This is a genomic window from Allobosea sp. 10L422 (assembly GCF_056395345.1).
The window spans coordinates 186,613-204,691 of record NZ_JBFTJI010000009.1; the positions used below are offsets into that span (position 1 = coordinate 186,613).

20 protein-coding genes and 1 other RNA gene are annotated in these 18,079 nt (G+C 66.2%); 5 read left to right on the forward strand and 16 right to left on the reverse strand.

The window, feature by feature from the left end; genetic code table 11:
* The first annotated feature begins 68 nt into the window (after positions 1-68).
* Positions 69-1,814 carry an arylsulfatase gene (locus AC1DEZ_RS18660; protein ID WP_476780345.1) on the forward strand — a complete coding sequence of 582 codons (1,746 nt, stop codon included), beginning with the start codon at positions 69-71 and terminating at the stop codon, positions 1,812-1,814.
* Positions 1,815-2,043: 229 nt separating this feature from the next.
* Here AC1DEZ_RS18660 and tolB read toward each other — a convergent pair whose 3' ends face one another.
* From tolB to tolQ, 4 genes are all read right to left on the reverse strand, one after another.
* Positions 2,044-3,300: a Tol-Pal system beta propeller repeat protein TolB gene (tolB, locus tag AC1DEZ_RS18665; RefSeq protein ID WP_476780370.1), complete on the reverse strand. Its 1,257-nt coding sequence runs from the start codon at positions 3,298-3,300 to the stop codon at positions 2,044-2,046.
* A gap of 86 nt (positions 3,301-3,386) precedes the next feature.
* The gene (gene tolA, locus AC1DEZ_RS18670) at positions 3,387-4,595 is read right to left on the reverse strand and encodes a cell envelope integrity protein TolA (RefSeq protein WP_441510200.1); all 1,209 of its coding nucleotides are present in this window, start codon (positions 4,593-4,595) and stop codon (positions 3,387-3,389) included.
* Positions 4,596-4,624: 29 nt separating this feature from the next.
* Complete coding sequence (gene tolR / locus AC1DEZ_RS18675; protein WP_441510199.1) at positions 4,625-5,074, reverse strand: protein TolR; 450 nt, start codon at positions 5,072-5,074, stop codon at positions 4,625-4,627.
* A gap of 11 nt (positions 5,075-5,085) precedes the next feature.
* Positions 5,086-5,796, reverse strand: a complete 711-nt coding sequence (gene tolQ, locus AC1DEZ_RS18680; RefSeq protein WP_441510198.1) for a protein TolQ — start codon at positions 5,794-5,796, stop codon at positions 5,086-5,088.
* Positions 5,797-6,448: 652 nt separating this feature from the next.
* Here tolQ and AC1DEZ_RS18685 point away from each other — a divergent pair.
* Entirely contained in the window at positions 6,449-7,030 is a 582-nt protein-coding gene (locus tag AC1DEZ_RS18685; protein ID WP_476780346.1) for a hypothetical protein, read from the forward strand.
* Between the two features lie 179 nt (positions 7,031-7,209).
* Here AC1DEZ_RS18685 and AC1DEZ_RS18690 read toward each other — a convergent pair whose 3' ends face one another.
* The 3 genes from AC1DEZ_RS18690 to ybgC all read right to left on the reverse strand — a co-directional run bounded on the left by AC1DEZ_RS18690 (position 7,210) and on the right by ybgC (position 8,879).
* On the reverse strand, positions 7,210-7,668 hold the full coding sequence (locus AC1DEZ_RS18690; protein WP_441510196.1) for a DUF2852 domain-containing protein: 459 nt from the start codon (positions 7,666-7,668) through the stop codon (positions 7,210-7,212).
* A 94-nt stretch (positions 7,669-7,762) separates the two neighbouring features.
* Positions 7,763-8,419 carry a TetR/AcrR family transcriptional regulator gene (locus AC1DEZ_RS18695; protein ID WP_441510195.1) on the reverse strand — a complete coding sequence of 219 codons (657 nt, stop codon included), beginning with the start codon at positions 8,417-8,419 and terminating at the stop codon, positions 7,763-7,765.
* Between the two features lie 55 nt (positions 8,420-8,474).
* On the reverse strand, positions 8,475-8,879 hold the full coding sequence (gene ybgC, locus AC1DEZ_RS18700; RefSeq protein WP_476780347.1) for a tol-pal system-associated acyl-CoA thioesterase: 405 nt from the start codon (positions 8,877-8,879) through the stop codon (positions 8,475-8,477).
* 106 nt (positions 8,880-8,985) lie between these two features.
* Here ybgC and AC1DEZ_RS18705 point away from each other — a divergent pair, with 106 nt between their 5' ends.
* Complete coding sequence (locus AC1DEZ_RS18705) at positions 8,986-9,501, forward strand: hypothetical protein (protein ID WP_476780348.1); 516 nt, start codon at positions 8,986-8,988, stop codon at positions 9,499-9,501.
* A 48-nt stretch (positions 9,502-9,549) separates the two neighbouring features.
* Here the strand turns inward: AC1DEZ_RS18705 and AC1DEZ_RS18710 are convergent, their stop codons facing one another.
* From AC1DEZ_RS18710 to ruvC, 5 genes are read right to left on the reverse strand one after another with little or no spacing between them, the layout of a single operon-like run.
* Positions 9,550-10,095 (reverse strand): DUF3828 domain-containing protein, encoded by a 546-nt coding sequence (locus tag AC1DEZ_RS18710; protein ID WP_476780349.1) that lies wholly within the window; start codon positions 10,093-10,095, stop codon positions 9,550-9,552.
* Complete coding sequence (gene ruvB / locus AC1DEZ_RS18715; protein WP_476780350.1) at positions 10,092-11,144, reverse strand: Holliday junction branch migration DNA helicase RuvB; 1,053 nt, start codon at positions 11,142-11,144, stop codon at positions 10,092-10,094. Before ruvB ends, AC1DEZ_RS18710 begins: the two co-directional genes overlap by 4 nt.
* Positions 11,141-11,632, reverse strand: a complete 492-nt coding sequence (locus AC1DEZ_RS18720; protein ID WP_476780351.1) for a GNAT family N-acetyltransferase — start codon at positions 11,630-11,632, stop codon at positions 11,141-11,143. The genes ruvB and AC1DEZ_RS18720 overlap by 4 nt, the downstream gene beginning before the upstream one ends.
* Complete coding sequence (gene ruvA / locus AC1DEZ_RS18725) at positions 11,629-12,246, reverse strand: Holliday junction branch migration protein RuvA (RefSeq protein ID WP_441510187.1); 618 nt, start codon at positions 12,244-12,246, stop codon at positions 11,629-11,631. Before ruvA ends, AC1DEZ_RS18720 begins: the two co-directional genes overlap by 4 nt.
* Before the next feature lie 25 nt (positions 12,247-12,271).
* Entirely contained in the window at positions 12,272-12,787 is a 516-nt protein-coding gene (ruvC, locus tag AC1DEZ_RS18730; protein ID WP_476780352.1) for a crossover junction endodeoxyribonuclease RuvC, read from the reverse strand.
* A 154-nt stretch (positions 12,788-12,941) separates the two neighbouring features.
* Here ruvC and AC1DEZ_RS18735 point away from each other — a divergent pair, with 154 nt between their 5' ends.
* Positions 12,942-13,721 carry a sulfite exporter TauE/SafE family protein gene (locus AC1DEZ_RS18735; RefSeq protein WP_441510185.1) on the forward strand — a complete coding sequence of 260 codons (780 nt, stop codon included), beginning with the start codon at positions 12,942-12,944 and terminating at the stop codon, positions 13,719-13,721.
* 106 nt (positions 13,722-13,827) lie between these two features.
* On the opposite strand, the gene AC1DEZ_RS18740 is transcribed toward AC1DEZ_RS18735, so the two are convergent.
* Positions 13,828-14,574: a YebC/PmpR family DNA-binding transcriptional regulator gene (locus AC1DEZ_RS18740; RefSeq protein ID WP_441510184.1), complete on the reverse strand. Its 747-nt coding sequence runs from the start codon at positions 14,572-14,574 to the stop codon at positions 13,828-13,830.
* Between the two features lie 220 nt (positions 14,575-14,794).
* On the opposite strand from AC1DEZ_RS18740, the gene AC1DEZ_RS18745 reads away from it, so the two are divergent.
* Positions 14,795-16,150 carry a methyl-accepting chemotaxis protein gene (locus AC1DEZ_RS18745; RefSeq protein WP_476780353.1) on the forward strand — a complete coding sequence of 452 codons (1,356 nt, stop codon included), beginning with the start codon at positions 14,795-14,797 and terminating at the stop codon, positions 16,148-16,150.
* Between the two features lie 20 nt (positions 16,151-16,170).
* Here AC1DEZ_RS18745 and AC1DEZ_RS18750 read toward each other — a convergent pair whose 3' ends face one another.
* From AC1DEZ_RS18750 to ssrS, 3 genes are all read right to left on the reverse strand, one after another.
* Positions 16,171-16,995 carry a TIGR00282 family metallophosphoesterase gene (locus tag AC1DEZ_RS18750; RefSeq protein WP_476780354.1) on the reverse strand — a complete coding sequence of 275 codons (825 nt, stop codon included), beginning with the start codon at positions 16,993-16,995 and terminating at the stop codon, positions 16,171-16,173.
* A 200-nt stretch (positions 16,996-17,195) separates the two neighbouring features.
* Positions 17,196-17,795, reverse strand: a complete 600-nt coding sequence (locus AC1DEZ_RS18755; protein ID WP_476780355.1) for a 5-formyltetrahydrofolate cyclo-ligase — start codon at positions 17,793-17,795, stop codon at positions 17,196-17,198.
* 8 nt (positions 17,796-17,803) lie between these two features.
* A non-coding RNA gene (ssrS, locus tag AC1DEZ_RS18760) (6S RNA) lies at positions 17,804-17,960 on the reverse strand.
* Between the last annotated feature and the right edge of the window lie 119 nt (positions 17,961-18,079).

Genomic DNA, 18,079 nt, shown 5'->3' on the forward strand with positions numbered 1-18,079 from the left:
CTAACATTTTGTCTCGGTAAGCGTCCCAGCACCATGAGGTTCAATATCTTGTGAAGAGGGAGCATCAAATGTCGCGCACCCCGGAAGAAGACACCGGCTCTCAGCCGGAAATCCGCCTGCTCGATCGTCGCAACTTGCTGCTTGGCAGCACCGCGATTGCCGCCGCTTCGGCTCTTGGCTCTGCCACCTCAATTCGAACCGCCCAGGCACAGCAAGCGGCGGGCCAAAAGCCGAATATCCTGTTCATCATGGGAGACGATGTCGGATGGTTCAACATCGGCGCCTATCACCAGGGCATGATGGCCGGCAAAACGCCGAACCTGGATAGGATTGCCGCCGAGGGGATGCGCTTCACCGACTATTATGCGGAGGCAAGCTGCACGGCCGGCCGTGCCAACTTCATCACCGGACAAATACCGCTGCGTACCGGCCTCACAACCGTGGGGCAGGCGGGCGCGGATGTCGGCATGCCTGAACAGTCGGTTACGGTAGCGACCGTCTTGAGATCAATGGGTTACGCGACGGGACAATTCGGCAAGAACCACCTGGGCGACCTGAACAAATATCTACCAACGCTGCACGGCTTCGACGAATTCTTCGGCTACCTGTACCATCTCGACGCTATGTCGGATCCATACTGGTTCAGTTATCCTCAGGACTGGATCGACAAGTACGGACCGCGCAACATCGTACATTCCTACGCGACCGATACTGACGACCCCACCGTGATGCCGCGCTGGGGCAAGATCGGCAAACAGCGGATCGTGGACGAAGGACCGCTCCCACCTTTCCCCGAGATGGGCGCTGATCACCAGAACTGGCAAAAGGGTCGGCCAGCCAAGTACAATATGCAGACATTCGATGCTGTGCTGGTCGAGAACAGCAAGCGTTTCATGGACCAGGCGAAGCAGGCCGGAAAGCCATTCTTCATTTGGCATAACACGACGCGCATGCACATCTTCACGTATCTGTCCCAGAAGTATCAAGCGAAGATGACCCCGCAGAGCGGTCTCGGTCTGGAAGAGGCGGGCATGGCGCAGCTTGACGACGACGTCGGCGACCTGCTCAAGCACCTCACTGATATCGGCGTTGCCGACAACACCATCGTCATCTTCAGCACTGACAACGGCGCGGAAGTGTTCACCTGGCCGGATGGCGGCATGACGCCGTTCCGTGCCACCAAGGGGACCGCGTATGAGGGCGGCTTCCGTGTGCCCTGCCTCATTCGCTGGCCAGGCAAGATCAAGCCAGGCACGGTCGAGAACGGCATCTTCTCCGGCCTTGACTGGCTGCCAACGCTCGCGGCCGCTGCGGGAAACCCGAATATCACCGAGCAGCTTCTCCGCGGCGTGCAGCTCGGCGACCGGAGCTACAAGAACCATCTGGACGGCTACAACCAGATGGATGTGTTGACCGCTGCCGGCCCGTCGAAGCGGCATGAGATCTTCTACTTCTCCGAGGCAAATCTCGGCGCTATTCGTATCGATGACTTCAAGTTTCAGTTCATGCAGCAACCATATGGCTGGCCCGGTGAAAAGGTGACAACTGATCTCCCGACGATCGTCAACCTGCGTTGGGATCCCTTCGAGCGGACGCCGTCGATCCGCGGCGAGACGCTGAATAATGCGGCTGGCGGCTACATGAACGACTTCATGGCGCGCGAATTTTGGCGTTTCGTGCAGGTGCAGGAGCGGGTGGCGGACCTAGCGCGAACCGCAATCGAGTTTCCGCCCATGCAAGCACCCGCCTCTTTCAACCTTTCTGCGGTAAAGGAGAAGATCGACGCGGCCATGCGGTCGCACGAAGGGCAGTAGGCAACGACGGCACCGGCGATCATCGTCCCTGTCGAGTATGCGCGCTTTCGAACACTCCTGCCGGCCAAGCCCGGCAGGAGTTTGTGCATACGGGGAGCACCGCAATGTCAACTCCCTATCCAATTCGGACGTCCGCTGCGCCGGGCTCCCCCTTCCACCGCCCTATCAAAAAGCCGCCCGGCGTAGGCCGGGCGGCTTGCGAAGAACGGATGCGGCGTTCGCTTTGGCTTCAGCGCTGGCCGCTCAGCAGCGGCGACCAGGTCGGGTCGGAGGCGAAGGCCGGGGTCGGGACGGGAACTTCGACGCGGCCGGTGATGTCCACCATGTAAAGCTTCCCTCCGGATTGTCCGCCCGGATCGCGGAAGAACATCAGGTACTGGCCGTTCGGAGCCCAGTTGGGGGCTTCATTGTGGAAGCCTTCGGTCAGGATGCGCTCGCCCGAGCCGTCCGGACGCATGACGCCGATGGCGAAGCCGCCGCTGCCCTGGCGGGTGAAGGCGATGAGGTCGCCGCGCGGCGACCATGAAGGCTGCGAATAGCGGCCCTGGCCGAAGGAGATGCGCTGGGCGTCGCCGCCGCCGGACGACATCACGTAAAGCTGCTGCTGGCCGCCGCGGTCGCTCTCGAAGACGATGCGGGAGCTGTCGGGAGCGTAGGAGGGCGAGGTGTCGATCGCCGCCGTCGAGGTCAGGCGCGTCGTCGAGCGCGAGCCGATGTCGATGGCGTAGAGATTGGCGTTTCCGCCCTGCTGCAGCGAGAGCACGACCCGCTGGCCGTTGGGCGCGAAGCGCGGGCTCGAGCTCATATCGGGGAAGTTGCCGACGATCTGGCGCTGGCCGGTCTCGATGTTCAACACCTGCACGCGGGGCTGCTCGCCCTGGCGCTGCGACATGAAGGTGACGTCCTGCGAAACCGGCGAATAGCGCGGCGTCACCACCGAGGTATCGCCATTGGTGAGATAGCGCACATTGGCGCCGTCCTGGTCCATGATGGCGAGGCGCTTGCGGCGCGTCTCCTTCGGGCCAGATTCGTCGACGAAGACGACGCGGGTGTCGAAGAAGCCGCCGAGCCCGGTGACCTTGCTGAAGATCGCATCCGAGATGATGTGGCCGACGCGGCGGGCATTGCTCGGGTCGGTGAAGTATTGCTGGCCGTCGGTCTGCGTGCCGGTCGCGACGTCCCAGAGCCGGAATTCTGCGCGGATGCGGCCGGCCTCGCGCGCGACGCGGCCGGTGACGAGCGCCTGCACGCCGCTGGCCTTCCAGGCGTCGAAGCGGGGTGCTGAGTCGAAGGGCGGGTTCGGTTCCGGGAAGCGGCTCTTGTCGACCGGCGTGAAGTAGCCGCAGCGCTTGAGGTTGTTGGTGATCACGCCGGAGACGAGGACGCCGCCGTCGCCGGCGAAATCGGCGATGGCGATCGGCATGGGCTGGAAGGCGCCGCCGCGCAGGTCGATGACGAGCTCGGCCTTGGCCGCGACGGGCACCATCAGGGCGGCGCCGGCTGTGGCGAGGAGGCGGCGGCGCGTCGGCGCGGCCGTCAGGAAGGGGAGGGGGCTAATGTCGATCATCGGGGTCACATGACGTCCCTTGCGTCGAAATTGACGACGACGTCGCGCCAGTCGTCATAATAGGCGGCGAATTGAGCCGGAATGCGCAAAGGCGCGCAGCGGCGGGTGGCGGTCAGCGCCGAGTCGGCGGCGACACGGAAGAGCGGGTCGGACGAGGAGTTGATCACGCCCGGCTGGCCGGCAAGCGAGCCGTCGGTGTTGAGCTTCATCCGCACGGACGGAACGATGTTGCCGTTGCCATGGGCGTTGGCGAGCGCGATCGGCACGTTCCAGCACTTCAGCAACTGGTCCTGGATGATGCCGACGAGCTGGGCCCGCAGCGAGGGGCTGAGTTTCTGCGCGGCGCCGCGTTCAGTACCGAGCGAGGCGGTGCGATTGACCTGCGGTGCCGATGAACCAGAGGACTGCGCCTTCTCCTTCGACTGCAGCAGACGCTCGATGTCGCTTGCATTGAAGTTCTTGGCGATCTGCGCCTCTTTCTTCGCCTTGGCCTCGGCCTCCTGCTTGGCCTTGGCTTCGGCGGCGAGCTTCGCCTTCTGCTCGGCCTCAGCCTTCGCCTTGGCGGCGGCTTCCGCGTTCTCCTTGGCCTGCTTATCGGCTTCGGCCTTGGCGAGCGCCTCGGCCTTGGCCTTCGCTTCGGCGACGCGCTTGGCAGCCTGGGCCTCGGCCTCCGCCTTGGCCTTGGCGGCGGCCTTCGCCGCCTCCTCGGCCTGCTTCGCCTTGGAGGCGAGCTCAGCCTCCTCGGCGAGCTTCGCCAGCTCCTCGCGCTTCTGCTCGGCTTCGCGAGCGGCCGCGGCCTCGCTTTTCTGCGGGGGCTGCTTGGCGGGCTCCGGCGGCTTGGTTTCGGGCTTCGGCAATTCGACCGGGCGGGCCGGCGGCGGCGGCGTCGAGGCGTTGTCCTCGGCGACCTTCAGCTCGGGCGGGCGCGAGGGCGGGGCAGGCGTATCGGTCTTGGCCTCGCCGGCCTCCTTGCGCTCGACGACGTCGGACTGGCGCTCGGCGCGCGGCGTCGGCTGCGCCTGCACCTTTTCGGCGCTGCGCTCGCCGCGCGTAATCTGATTCAGCGCGTTGGGATCGATGATCTCGACGGCGATCGCCTCCTCGTTCTCCGGTAGCGGCGTCGGCGCCGAAAACGCCAGCAGCCCCGCGACGAGGACCGTCACGTGGCCGAGCGCCGACACCAGCATGCCAGGTTCGGAGGTCGTAAGCTTCACGCCCTGAACATCCTTACTTCTCGTCGCTCTCAGCGGCTCGCCGGCTCGGTGACCAGCGCGACCCGCTTGAAGCCGGCCGAGGTGATGGTCGACATCACCGAAGCAACCCGGCCGTAATCCACCTGCTTGTCGCCGCGCACATAGATGCGCTCGTCGAAGCCCTGCTTGGCGAGGCCCTGCAGCTTGCTGACAAGGTCCGGCTCCAGCGTCGGCTGGTCCTGCAGGAAGATCTGCCCCTTGCTGTCGATCGCGATGGTGATCGGCTTCTGATCGACATTGATCGGCTTGGCGCCGGTCTGCGGCAGATCGAGCGGCACGCCCGTCGCGATCAGCGGCGCGGCGACCATAAAGATGATGAGCAACACCAGCATGACGTCGATGAACGGCGTCATGTTGATCTCGGCGATGGCGCCGTGGCGGCGCCCGCGGCGGCCCCGGCGGCCGGCGCCCTTCGCGGCTGTAGCGGCGGACATGCCCATGATTCAGCCCCTCACGCCGCCATCCGCTCGTCGATCTGCCGCGACAGGATCGCGGAGAACTCGTCGGCGAAGGCTTCGAGCCGGCCCTGAGCCTTGGCGACCTCGGCCTGGAGCTTGTTGTAGGCCATCAGCGCGGGAATTGCGGCGAAGAGGCCGATCGCGGTGGCGAAGAGCGCTTCGGCGATGCCGGGCGCGACCACTGCGAGGGAGGAATTCTTGGAGACCGCGATGGCGGTGAAGGAGTGCATGATGCCCCAGACCGTGCCGAAGAGGCCGATGAAGGGGGCGGCCGAAGCGATGGTGGAGAGCACCAGGAGCTTCGATTCCAGCCGCTCGGTCTCACGCTGGATGGTGACGTCGAGCACCTTGTCGATACGCTGGGAGAGGCTGGCGACGGAGCGGCCGCCGTTCTCGAAGGATCGTTTCCACTCGCGCATCGCGGCTACGAAGACCGCAGCCATGTCGTTGACCGGCTTGCCGGCGAGGTCGCGATAGAGCTCCTCCAGCGAGCGGCCGGACCAGAACACCTCCTCGAAGGCGTCCATGTCGCGCCGCGTGCGCCGATAGAGCAGCGTCTTGTCGATGATGATCGACCAGCACCAGATCGAGGCGCCGATCAGGCCCATCATCACCAGCTTGACGACGATGTGGGCATGCCAGAACAGCGTCCAGAACGACATGTCGATCTGTGGCGCGGCCTGCGCGACGTCGGCGGGGTTCATCCTGTCATCCTTCTCAACCAGGCGGTACGCCGGTAGCCCGAACCTGCAAGGCTCATAGCCCCGGCTCCAAACCCCGCCGCTCGCGTCGCAGGAGACCCACGCCGCCGCCCGTTTCGCGATCGGGGAAATGCCGTACCCCGTCAATCGCGCGCGAATTCGGCGAAAGATGGGCCGAAACGGGGTTTCCCACGAAACGCATGCTCCAAGAGGAGTTAAGCATCCGGCAAGGTTAATGTCGGGTATACGCCCCGTGCGATGCTGCGATGACGGGCCCCGGCGGCGATGGGGAGCGCTCGTCAATCACGGCGTGAGCGCTTGATTCCGCTGCTGCGCCGCAAGTAGCGGCCAGCATTCCCTGCAGATGTCGCACGCGGGTTCTGAAGACAAGGCCCGGCGAACATGTCCGGAAACGGCGCGCGATCCGCCCTGAGCGCGGTCCGCCGGCGCCATCCGAGACGCCCTTCGGCCGGCAGGGCCGAATCGGCCCCTCGGAGTTCGCCGAGCCCCGGGTGGGCGCGGCCGCAATCACGACAGGCAAGAATCGGGGCTGAAACTTATCTCGGAACGCTCTACGACTGTCGTCGCGGAATTCATCCGCGACAAGACACCAGCATTGACCCGGAGTTGCCTTTTTTCAGCGGAGAGGTTTCCTATGTCGAAGCACATTGGTCTGATTGTTGCCATTTCAATCGCGGCGGGTCTGGCGGGTTGCGCCACCTACCCCGAAGTTACCAGCCAAACCGTGATCGTTGCAGGCGTCGGTCCCGTCGAGATCGAGCGCCTCAATGTCCGTGTCGTGTCGATCGATCGGCCCAACCGTGAGGTAACGGTCGAGCAGCGCGGCTACAGGTGGCTTGTTCAAGTCCCGCCAGTGTTCGGCAATCTCGAAAATCTGCGGGAAGGCGACTCGGTCGACATCAGCCGTGTCGAAGGTGTGGTCGTCGAGGTCAGGCCGAACCGGCGAGGGGCCAAGCCGGGGATCACCTATACGGAAATGGGAGCCAGCTCGACTTTCCAGAACCTGCCGGAGCGGTTCGTCGCCCGATCGGTGACGCTGACGGCCAAGTTCGAGCGCTTCGATGCGGCCAGCGGCGTGGTGAGTTATGTCGGCCCCTTCGGTCCGCGCTCGATCACCGTGGTCGACCCTGCCGTGAAGGCGCGGCTGCAGAAGTTCAAGCGCGGCGACATGGTGGATCTCAGCTTCGAGGAAGCCTTCTACATCACGCTCAAATAGCGTCTTGGTCGCATGGGCCGCCTGCCCCGGGGGCGGGGCAGGCCGAACTGCCTGGGCGAGGAGACGTGTCCGGCCGCGCCGGCGCCTGGCGAATGGTTGCGACGAAGCCGCGGCCGAAAAGAAAAGCCCGCCCCGGCGGACCGGGGCGGGCGGGATAGAGGCTCGGCTCAACTGCCGCGTCAGGCAGCGTCAGGCTGGGCCGGAGGATTGGCCGGCGGGTTGTTGCGGCGGTCGGCCATGAACTGGTCGAACTCGGCCTTGTCGCGGGCCATGCGCAGGCGGCCCAGGAAGTCGTGGAACTCGCGCTGCTCGTCTTCGAGCCGGCGCAGCGTCTCGGCGCGGTACTCGTCGAAGGCGCGGTTGCCGCTGGAGGGGCCGCCGCGGCCCCAACCGCCGAAGCCGCCGAAACCGCGACCGTCACGACCGGCCATGCGCTCGCGCATGCGGTCCATCTTGTCCTGCAGGCGGTTCATCCGGTGCTCGTAACGGTCTCCTGCGTACCCACAACCCATGCGTCCACTCCAGAAAAGAAAGGCCAGGGTCGCCAGACCCAGGGGCCAGAACATGATGAAGCCGAGAACCGCGAGGGCGATCCAGGCTCCCTTCCCATATTCGTCCAACTTCTCGACGATCGGCATTGCTCCCTCTCATGACAAGACGTGAATGTAAATCACATTTACATAAATGCGCGCGACACTGCCGGTTGTCAAGAAGTCGGCCCGCGGAAAAGAATTAGTCGGGCTTGGCGGCGCCTTTGCGGCCGATGCCGAGGCCCTGGAGATATATCAGCATGCCGGCCTCCAGCAGCTCGGCCGCCGACATCGGCAGGGGCCGGCGCCCGCCATCGGCGCGGCCGAACAGGGCGGCGACGCCGTGCGACATCGCCCAGACATGCAGTGCCATCATCAGGGCTGGCGGGCGCTCGCCCTGCGGCAGTTGAGCGATCAGCGCCTCGGCCGCCTGGCGCAGACCGGCAAAGGCCCGATCGGCCGCCGCACGCAGCTCGGGGCTGGCATCGAGCGGCACGCCCGCCTCGAACATCGCCGAATAATAAGCCGGTTCATCATGGGCGAAGGCGAGATAGGCGCGCCCCAGCCGGTGGAAGGCGGTTTCGGGATCGGGCCGGCCTTGATCCCAGGCGCGGGCGAGGGCGGCCTCGAAGGCCTGGAAGCCACGCGCCGCGACATCGGCCAGCAATTCGTCGCGGTCGCGGAAATGGCGATAAGGCGCGGCCGGGCTGACACCGGCCATGCGCGCGGCCTCGGCGAAGGTGAAGCCGTTCGGCCCCTTCTCGCCGATCAGCCCGAGCGCGGCCCGCACCAGTTCCTCCTTGAGGTTGCCATGGTGATAACCGCGGGGCGTTTCGGGTCTGTCGCGCTTCCAGCTCATGTTAAGAGCGCTAACATGCGGGCGGGCCCCGCGTCGATGGGCGGATGCGGCATCGTCAGACGTCGAGCATCAGGCGCTTGCGCAGGCCGTCCGGTATGCGCCGCGCCCGGCCGCCACCGACGCAGGCGACAGTCACCCCGGCGGTGATCAGCTCCTCCTCGCCGCGCAGCACGCGCTGCTCCAGATCCATGGTGGCGCCACGCGCTACGACACAGCGCGTCTCGATGGTGAGGAGGTCATCCATCACGGCGGGGCGCAGGAAGTCGATCGTCATCTTGCGCACGGCAAAGCCCAGCGCGGTCTCGCCGTCGAAGAGTTCGCGCTGCTCGATGCCGAGCGCGCGGATCAGCTCCGTGCGCCCGCGCTCCATGAAGCGCAGATAGGAAGCATGGTAGACCACGCCCGAGAAATCGGTGTCTTCATAATAGACGCGGACAGTGATCTGATGGGGGCTGGTCATGGAGGCCGGCATATAGGCGAGACGCATCGCGAGCAAATACCCGCGGGAACAAAAGCGTGGCCTGGCGCATGATCGGGGGCGGGGGAACAACGCTACGGAGATATCCATGTCGTTATCGGCCAAGGCACTCGAACGACTTCTCGACAAATCCGAATTCGATCTTGTGGGGCGCACGCGGCGCGGCAAGCTTTCAGGCGAAAAGGACGACGGGCTGCGCGATCTCGCACGTATCCTGCGCGAGAAGCGCGACCGCGCGCGAGACATCGCCCGGCAGCAGCGCCGCGAGTTCCGCGGCAAGGCGCCGCCGCAAGGTACGCGGCCGGCTTCGGACAATCAGGGCACCAAGGCCAAGGCCGATGCGCTGACGGTGGCGCTGAAGCGCGTCGGGGCCGAGCAGACCCGCCGGGCCGAGAAACTGCGCGCGCCGAGCCAGCGCAGCCTCGCCCGCAAGGCACTCGCCCTGAAGCAGCGCCAGAGCGCGCTGGAGCGCCCGAAGAGCCGCACCGCCGGCAAGGGCATGCGGCCGGTCGAGAATCCCAAGGCCGCGAAATCCGGCGCGCTCAAGGATGCCGGTGCTCGCCCCGCCATGATGCGCGCGAAAATGGCGCGCCGTAGCGGCTGATCAGTCGGCGCGTTCCGGTGACGCGGTTGTCTCAGGCCCTGCGAGCACTCAGCGCTTGCAGGGCTTGTTCATGAAGGAGCCGCAGTCATAGGGCTGCGAAAGCTGTTCGCGGATCGAATAATCCTTGCCCTCGAAACGGTTGACGATGTCGTCGATGCGCCAGCCGCCATTCTCCCTGATCACCTGGAACTGGACGGTGACGGGCTTGCCCAAGCTGCGGAAATTGGCCAGCACGGTCGCCTTGCCCGCCGCGACGGGAATCGTGTCGAAGCTCAGCTTCTTGATCTCGCCATCCTGGCCGTTGAGGAAGGGGTCGGCGCCGATCTGGCCCATATCGCCGCTTTCATCCTGATAGAGGTCGTCGCGGGCGAAGAGCGCGGCCAGGCTCTTGCTCATCAGCTTGTCACGGTGGGGCGGCCGCCAGGCCGGCGGCGGGGCCTTGCCCTTGGCTGCGAGCGTTTTGGCCGTGATGGCGTAGCCTTCTTCCACCGGCCCGCGCGGAACATCGTCGCCGGCTCTGGCCGAAACCGCCAGGACAGCGAAAAGGCCGGTCAGGGCGAGCGCGAGCGCGAAATTCCAAAGGAGCCGTTTCACGCCTCGTCCTCGTCGTTTCCGAACAGCCCGAACTGCGCCGCTTCGCGTGAGGGCTCGGGCATGCCGAGATGGCGGAAGGCATGAGGGGTCAGCAGCCGCCCGCGCGGCGTGCGCTGGATGAAGCCCTGCTGGAGCAGGAAGGGCTCGATGATCTCCTCGATCGCGTCGCGCGGTTCCGAGAGCGAAGCCGCGATCGTCTCGATCCCGACCGGGCCGCCGCCGAAATTGATCGCGACGGTCGTGAGATACCGCCGGTCCATCTGGTCGAGTCCGATGGCGTCGACGTCGAGCAGCGACAGCGCCTTGTCGGCGACCTTGCGGGTGACGATCGGGTCGCCGTCGACGATGGCGAAATCGCGTACGCGGCGCAGCAGCCGTCCGGCGATGCGCGGCGTGCCGCGCGAGCGCTTGGCGATCTCGTTGGCGCCGTCGTCGGACATCGGCACGCCGAGCACGCGGGCGCCGCGGGCGACGATGCCCTGCAGTTCCTCGACCGTGTAGAACTGCAAGCGAATGGGGATGCCGAAGCGGTCGCGCAGCGGCGTCGTCAGGAGGCCGGCGCGGGTGGTGGCGCCGACGAGCGTGAACTTGGGCAGGTCGATCTTGACCGAGCGCGCCGCCGGGCCTTCGCCGATGATGAGGTCGAGCTGGTAGTCCTCCATCGCCGGATAGAGGATTTCCTCCACGGCCGGGTTGAGGCGGTGGATCTCGTCGATGAAGAGCACGTCGCGCTCTTCGAGATTGGTGAGCTGGGCGGCGAGGTCGCCGGCCTTGGCGATGACCGGCCCCGAAGTCGAGCGGAAATTGACGCCGAGTTCGCGCGCCACGATCTGCGCCAGCGTCGTCTTGCCGAGGCCGGGCGGCCCGACGAAGAGAACATGGTCGAGCGCATCGCCCCGGCTTTTGGCGGCGTTGATGAAGACCTGGAGATTGGCGCGTGCTGCCGCCTGGCCCGTGAAATCTGCGAGCGAGAGCGGCCGCAGCGAGGTTTCGCTGTCGTCGTCGCGGCGTTCGGCCGTCAGCAACCCGGAGCGCTTGGGGTCGCTCACAGCGCCATCTCCAGTTCGAGCGCGTCGTGGATCGGAATGTCCTTGTATCCCGTCTTGATGATCGTCGGCACGACCGAGCGATAGGCGTCGATGGCTTCGAGATAAAGCCCCGAAAGGCGAAAGCCGCGGCGCTGGTAGAAGGTCATGCCGGGCATGTTGTCGTTGGTCAGCATCGCCTTGAGCTTCTTCGCGCCCGCCGCCCGTGCCGCCGCGATGACGGCGTCGAGCATCTGGATCGCCACGCCTTCGCCGGGACGGAGCGAATGGAGCGCGCAGAGATAGGCGGTGTCGCCTCTCGCCGTCCAGCTCGCCAATGCCGCCGTCCTGCCATCGGGCTCGAACAAGCCGAGCGCGTCGATCTCGGCGACGTCATAGACATGCAGGTCGATCATCATGCTGTGCGAGCCCCAACTCGCCAGCATGATGCGACACAGCTCGGTCTTGTCGGTGACGATGCGCAGTTCCAGCTCGTCGGGCGGTGCGCTCACTTCGCCAGTTCCTTCAGACCCAGCTTGATCAGCTGGGCCGTGCCGGCACCGTCGCCGGCCGCCTTGGCGGCAGCGGCCACGGCGACCACGGCCTGGGCCTGAGGATAGCCGAGATTGGCGAGTGCCGAGACGGCGTCCGCGATGGGCTGCGGCAGCTTCCTATCTTCGAGTGCGCCCGAAAGCTGGACGACCCCGGGGTCGATATGGCCGAAGGCCGGCGCCTTGTCCTTGAGCTCGGCGCAGAGGCGCTGGGCGAGTTTGGGGCCGACGCCGGGCGCGCGGGCGATCGCGGCCTTGTCGTTGGTGGCGATGGCGGTCGCGAGGCTGCCGGGATCGAGCGTCGAGAGGATGGCGAGCGCGACCTTGGCGCCGACGCCCTGCACCACCTGCATCAGCCGGAACCAATCGCGCTCGACGTCGGACATGAAGCCGTAGAGGCGGATCGCATCCTCGCGGACATGGGTCTCGATGGAGAGCGCCGCCGCCTCGCCCGGCTTGGGCAGGCGTTGGAGAGTGCGCGCCGAGCACTGCACGACATAGCCGACGCCCTGCACGTCGATGATGACGTGGTCCTCGCCATAGGAATCGATCAGGCCCTTGAGCTTGCCGATCATCGTGTCTTTCCCCCGGCCGCCACTCTCAACCCGCCGCGCGCATCTGCGCGACCAATGCCTTCATGCCGCGATGCTGGGCATGGCAGATCGCGACGGCGAGCGCGTCAGCCGCGTCGGCCGAGCGGGTCTCGGCCTTGGGCAACAGCACGCGGATCATCGCCTGCACCTGCTTCTTGTCGGCGTGGCCGACACCGACCACCGTCTTCTTGACGAGGTTGGCGGCGTATTCGGCGACGCTCAACCCCGCGAGCGAGGGCACGACCAGTGCGATGCCGCGGGCTTGGCCGAGCTTCAGCGCCGATTGCGGATCGCGGTTGATGAAGGTCTCTTCCACAGCTGCCTCATGCGGGCGATGCGCGGCGATGATCTTGTGCAGCCCCTCGTGCAGCTGCCGGAGGCGTTCGCCGAGCGGGAGGCTGCCGTCGCTCTCGACGCAGCCGCAGGCGACGAAGGAGAGCTTGCTGCCTTCCGAGACGACGACGCCCCAGCCGGTCTTCCGAAGGCCGGGGTCGATGCCAATGATGCGAATCGCGGGTGCCATGACGGGCTCAAGCTAACGGATGTTTCGGATTTGTCCCGCCCGGAACTTGAGCGGGGATGAATTCCGCTCATCGATCGCATCAAAAAGGAAAGTTGTTCTTGCCGGAGCGTGGCGGGCATGGTTCGCCGGGTCAGCCTTACTCATATGCGACGCCATGCCTTTCAGCCTCTCCGCCTTCATGCCCGGCCTGACCTATGACGGCATCGCCGTCCTGCTCGCAGCGACGCTCCTCGGCGGGTTGGTGCGCGGCTTCACCGGCTTCGGCTTCGCGATGGTGTTCATGCCGCTGGCCTCGATGGTGCTCGGGCCGGTGGCGGCGCTAGGGCTGATCTGGTTCATCGACCTGCCCTTCGCCCTGCCGATCGCGGCGAGAAGCGCCCGGCGGGCTGAATGGAGCGAGATCCTGCCGCTTCTGCTGACGGCGACCCTGGCCCTGCCGGCCGGCATCTGGCTCTTGATCTGGCTCGACCGCGAAACCATGCGCTGGCTGCTGGCCGCGCTGGTGCTGGCCGCCGTCGGGCTGATGGCCTCGGGCTGGCGCTATCACGGGCGCCCGACGATCCCGCTCTCGCTCGGGGTGGGCGCGCTGTCGGGCCTGTTCAATGGCATGGCCTCGATCGGCGGCATGCCGCTCGCGGTGTTCTGGCTTGGCGCCCAGCGCAACGACCGGCACAAGACGCGGGCCAATATGCAGGCCTTCTTCGGCGTTTCCACGCTGATCAGCGGCGCCGTGCTGTGGTGGAAGGGCATTCTCATCTTCGGCGCGCTACTGATGGCGGTGCCGCTCTTCGCGGTCTACGGCATCGGGCTGTGGGCCGGCACGCATGGCTTCCGCCTCGCCTCGGAGCAGAGCTTCCGGCGCGGCGCCTATCTGGTGATCTTCCTGAGCGCGCTGATCAGCCTGCCGCTCTGGGATGCGCTGATCGGGCGATGAAGGCCGTCATGCTCGGGCTTGACCCGAGCATCTCGTGACGAGGAGGTGCGGGCGTTTTTCCGGCGCGTCATTCTCGGGTCAAGCCCGAGAATGACGCAGGCTGATATCAGGCGCTGAGCTTGGCCATGATGTCGTCGGCGATCTCGAAATTGGCGAAGACGTTCTGGACGTCGTCGTCATTGTCGAGCGCTTCCATCAACCGCATCATCGATGCCGCTTTTTCCTCGTCGAGCGGGGCGGTCGTGGTCGGCCGCCAGACCGGCTTGGCCGAGGCGGGGGCGCCAAGCGAAGCTTCAAGCGCCTTGGAAACTTCGTTCAGCGCGTCGAAGGCGCAGGTGATGACATGGCCGCTCTCGTCCGAGGCGACATCGTCGGCGCCGGCTTCGATCGCAGCTTCCATGACCTTGTCGGCGTCGCCGGCCTCCGGTGGATAGCTGACCTCGCCGACGCGGTTGAACATGAAGGAGACCGAGTTGCTCTCACCGAGCGCGCCGCCGGCCTTGGTGAAGTAGGAGCGGACGGCGGAGGCGGTGCGGTTGCGATTGTCGGTCAGCGCCTCGACGATGACGGCGGCGCCGCCCGGGCCGTAGCCTTCGTAGCGAACTTCGTCGTAGTTATCGCCTTCGCCGCCGGCGGCCTTGTTGATGGCGCGCTGGATATTGTCTTTCGGCATGTTCTCGGCGCGGGCGGCGAGAACCGCCATGCGCAGCCGCGGGTTCATGTTGATATCGGGCATGCCCATCTTGGCGGCGACGGTGATTTCGCGGGCCAGCTTCGAGAACAGCTTGGAGCGCACCGCGTCCTGCTTGCCCTTGCGGTGCATGATGTTCTTGAACTGTGAATGGCCGGCCATGGGGACTCGCTGCCCTTTGAGATGATGGAACCATGGAAACACCGCCCGCGGCGCGCCGGGGCGATCGGAACGGCCTTATAGGCGCCGATTTCCGGGACAGGCAAGCGCCAGTGGGCTCTCGTTGGCGAGATCGACGGCGAAGCGGCCGTTAAGCCATTCTTTGCCATGGCCGAGCAACATGCCGGTGCGCCACGCCGTCATCTTTCAAGCTCGTGAACCAGTGACATCCAACTCCATCGCCGCGCAGGAACACCGCTTTCGCGCCTTCCGGATCTTCAACGAGGATATCGAGCTTCTCGCTTCGCTGTCGGGCTTCGCGCGCAACCGGCTGCCGCAACTGCTTGAGGAACTGCACGAGCAATTCGCGCCCTGGCCGGAAATTGCGCAGGCTCTGCGCCGGCCGGACGTCCACGAGCGGCGGCTGACGCACTGGATCAGGCTCGCTTCCGGCGATCTTCGGGAGGGTTACATCGAGTCGGCGCGGAAGCTGGCGACTGCCTTTCACGACCATGGCGTGCCGATCTATGCGGTGGTGATCTGCCACGCGATCGTCTCGAACGCGATCATCGTCGAGCTCGGGCTCGACCGGCAGAGCATGATGGGGCTGTCGAGCTTCTGGCAGAGACGCGAGCTCGACCGGCGGATCGCGACGCGCACGGCGCTCTCCAAGGCGACCCAGCTCGACCTGGAGCTGCTGCTCGAGACCTATGCCGTCGTCCAGCAGGAGAACCGCGACCGCACGCGCCAGCAGATCGAGGCGTTCGAGGTCACGGTGAGAGAGGTTGTCGGCGCGGTGAATGCGAGCGCCGGCAAGGTGGAGCGGCTCGCGGCCTCGGTCGAGGACGTGGTCGGCGAGACCAGCGCGCAGGCCAAACGGGCCGCGGGGGCGGCGGGCAGCGCTTCGGACAATGTCAGCAATGTCGCGACCGCGACGAACGAGCTGTCGATCTCTCTCGACCATGTCGCGGCGGAGGTGGTGCGGGCCTCGACCATGGCGCATGAGGCCCATGTCGCGGCGCAGAAGACTGATGCCATCGTCAAGAGTCTCGCTCTTTCGGCGGAGACGATCGGCTCGGTCGTGGAGATGATCCAGACGATCGCCAGCCAGACCAATCTGCTTGCGCTCAATGCCACGATCGAGGCCGCACGGGCCGGCGAGACCGGGCGGGGCTTCGCGGTGGTGGCCACGGAGGTGAAGCAGCTGTCATCACGCACCGCCAAGGCCACGGACGAAATCGCGGCCCAGGTCCCGGCCATGCAGGCGGCGACGCGCGAGGCGGTGACGGCGATTGAGAGCATCGTCGCCTTCGTCAGCCAGGTGAATGGCATCGCCGGCGCGGTCGCGGCCAGCATCGACGAGCAGCGTGCCGCCACGCAGGAAATCGCCCGCAGCGCCGATCAGGCGGCGATGGGCACGCAGGCCAACGCCGAAACCATCGTGCACCTGAACGACCGCGCACAGCAGGCCGGCAAGGCGGTGCATGACGTGCTCGACGTGGCGGGCACCCTGTCCCGCCAAGCCGAGAGCCTGAACCACGCCTTCGATGATCTGGTTCGCCAGCACCGCGCAGTCTGAGACGCGCAGACTCTTGTGGGTCAGCCCTGCGCCCAGCCGGGCAGGGCCTCGCTGAGATGCGGGCCGACCCGCACGGCCCAGACCGCCTTTGCGAGACCGGTCGCATCATCGATATCGACTGCGACGCCAGACAGCGTGCCTTCGCCGGTGGCCGGCTCCAGCCGCGCGCCCGGCACCTTCTGCAGGAAGCGGCGCACCGGCTCGTCCTTCTGCATGCCGAGCACTGAATCATAATCGCCGCACATCCCGGCATCGGACTGATAGGCCGTGCCTGCCGGGAGGATGCGCGTATCGGAGGTCGGCGCGTGAGTGTGGGTGCCGACGACGAGGCTGGCGCGGCCATCGAGGAAATAGGCCATCGCCTGTTTTTCGCTCGTCGCCTCGGCATGAACATCGACGATAACCGCATCGGCGACCTCGCCGAGCGGGCAGGCGGCCAGCTCGCGCTCGACTGCGGCGAAGGGGTCGTCGAGTGGGTCCATGAAGAGCCGGCCCATGACGTTGACGACGAGGACGCGGGCCCCGTTGCGCGCCTCGATCACGGTGGCGCCGCGGCCGGGCGTGCCGGGCGGGTAGTTCGCCGGGCGGATCAGCCGATCTTGCCTGGTGATGAAGACAAGCGCCTCGCGCTGGTCCCAGGAATGGTTTCCGAGGGTGATGACATCAGCGCCGGCGGCGAGGATCTCGTCGCAGATCGCCTCGGTGATGCCGAAGCCGCCGGCGGAGTTCTCGCCGTTGATGACGACGCAGTCGAGCTTCCAGGCCTCGCGCAGTGCCGGCAAACGCTCCTGAACCGCGATCCGGCCGGGGCGGCCGACGATGTCACCGAGGAAGAGAAAACGCATGTGGACTCCGGACGCGTAAAGGCGGTTGGCCATACAAGCCCACATCCTGAGGAGCGGCGAAGGCGAGTCCCGAAGGATGTTCCAGGAGGTGCGGGAGCCCACTGAAACGTCCTTCCAGACGCCGCGTTCCGCGGCTCCTCAGGATGAGGGCTGTGGAATGGCAGTTCTGTCCTCTTCCGTGACCCGAAAGCCTGCCGGAATCAACCGCAGCGGATGGTGTCGCGCTCGGTCACGATCCAGTCGAGGCGTCGGTCATGCGGCTCGTCCGGCATGGCCTCGATCTCCTGTGCGGCGTAGCCGATGCCGATGCTGACGGTCGGCCCGAGCTCGGTCAGAGCCCGGTCGTAATAGCCCTTGCCGTAGCCGATGCGGTGGCCGCGCCGGTCGAAGGCTGCGAGCGGCACGATCAGGATGGCGGGCTTGGTCTCGGGCTCGGCGGGAGCCGGCACGAGCGTGCCGAAGCCGCCGGGCACGATCGGCTCATAGGGCGCCCAACGGCGGAAAATCATGCGCTTCTCGACGATTGCCGGCAGGCAGAGCGGCAAACCGCGTCCATCCAGCGCTTCGAGGATCGGGCGCGGATCGGCCTCCGAGCGCATCGGCCAATAGGCGGAGACCGGGCCCGGGCTGTCCCAGACGGGCAGAGCGAGGACGCGGGCGGCGATGTCCTGATCCCAGTCGAGCCGGCTGTCGAGATCCAGCGCGTCGCGGCGGGTCAGTGCGGCGTCGCGAAGCGCGGCCTTGCGTGGGGAAGGGGAGACCGGGGGGATGAAAGGCGTATCGGGACGCGTCGTCGTCATGGTCAGGCTGCGGAGCCACCTCGGCCGTGGAGTTTTGAATCCCGGGACACCTACAGAAGTAGGTGGGCGCCGTGTGTCCGGTTCCAAGGATCCGGACAGGGACAGCTCCCTAGGGAGTCGTATGGGCCCGGGGAATGCTGTCTCTCACGCACCAGGCAGCCCCGCCTCGTCAATGTAAGCAAGCCGCCGGCAAAGCGCCAGAGGCGATTTTCCGGCCCGCGCCCAAATGTGCGGGGGCGCCATGAAAATGTTCATATTTTGGCCGTGGTGAGCAAGTGATATAG

What these genes read in the sequence shown, in the direction of transcription:
- AC1DEZ_RS18755 (WP_476780355.1), bottom strand. Translation starts at nt 17,795, where the DNA reads ATGACGACGACGCGTCCCGATACGCCTTTCATCCCCCCGGTCTCCCCT.
- AC1DEZ_RS18660 (WP_476780345.1), top strand. Translation starts at nt 69, where the DNA reads ATGTCGCGCACCCCGGAAGAAGACACCGGCTCTCAGCCGGAAATCCGC.
- ruvA (WP_441510187.1), bottom strand. Translation starts at nt 12,246, where the DNA reads ATGATCGGCAAGCTCAAGGGCCTGATCGATTCCTATGGCGAGGACCAC.
- tolB (WP_476780370.1), bottom strand. Translation starts at nt 3,300, where the DNA reads ATGGTGCCCGTCGCGGCCAAGGCCGAGCTCGTCATCGACCTGCGCGGC.
- AC1DEZ_RS18705 (WP_476780348.1), top strand. Translation starts at nt 8,986, where the DNA reads ATGTCGTTATCGGCCAAGGCACTCGAACGACTTCTCGACAAATCCGAA.
- AC1DEZ_RS18685 (WP_476780346.1), top strand. Translation starts at nt 6,449, where the DNA reads ATGTCGAAGCACATTGGTCTGATTGTTGCCATTTCAATCGCGGCGGGT.
- AC1DEZ_RS18740 (WP_441510184.1), bottom strand. Translation starts at nt 14,574, where the DNA reads ATGGCCGGCCATTCACAGTTCAAGAACATCATGCACCGCAAGGGCAAG.
- AC1DEZ_RS18695 (WP_441510195.1), bottom strand. Translation starts at nt 8,419, where the DNA reads ATGAGCTGGAAGCGCGACAGACCCGAAACGCCCCGCGGTTATCACCAT.
- ruvC (WP_476780352.1), bottom strand. Translation starts at nt 12,787, where the DNA reads ATGGCACCCGCGATTCGCATCATTGGCATCGACCCCGGCCTTCGGAAG.
- ybgC (WP_476780347.1), bottom strand. Translation starts at nt 8,879, where the DNA reads ATGACCAGCCCCCATCAGATCACTGTCCGCGTCTATTATGAAGACACC.
- AC1DEZ_RS18735 (WP_441510185.1), top strand. Translation starts at nt 12,942, where the DNA reads ATGCCTTTCAGCCTCTCCGCCTTCATGCCCGGCCTGACCTATGACGGC.
- AC1DEZ_RS18690 (WP_441510196.1), bottom strand. Translation starts at nt 7,668, where the DNA reads ATGCCGATCGTCGAGAAGTTGGACGAATATGGGAAGGGAGCCTGGATC.
- AC1DEZ_RS18750 (WP_476780354.1), bottom strand. Translation starts at nt 16,995, where the DNA reads ATGCGTTTTCTCTTCCTCGGTGACATCGTCGGCCGCCCCGGCCGGATC.
- tolQ (WP_441510198.1), bottom strand. Translation starts at nt 5,796, where the DNA reads ATGAACCCCGCCGACGTCGCGCAGGCCGCGCCACAGATCGACATGTCG.
- tolR (WP_441510199.1), bottom strand. Translation starts at nt 5,074, where the DNA reads ATGGGCATGTCCGCCGCTACAGCCGCGAAGGGCGCCGGCCGCCGGGGC.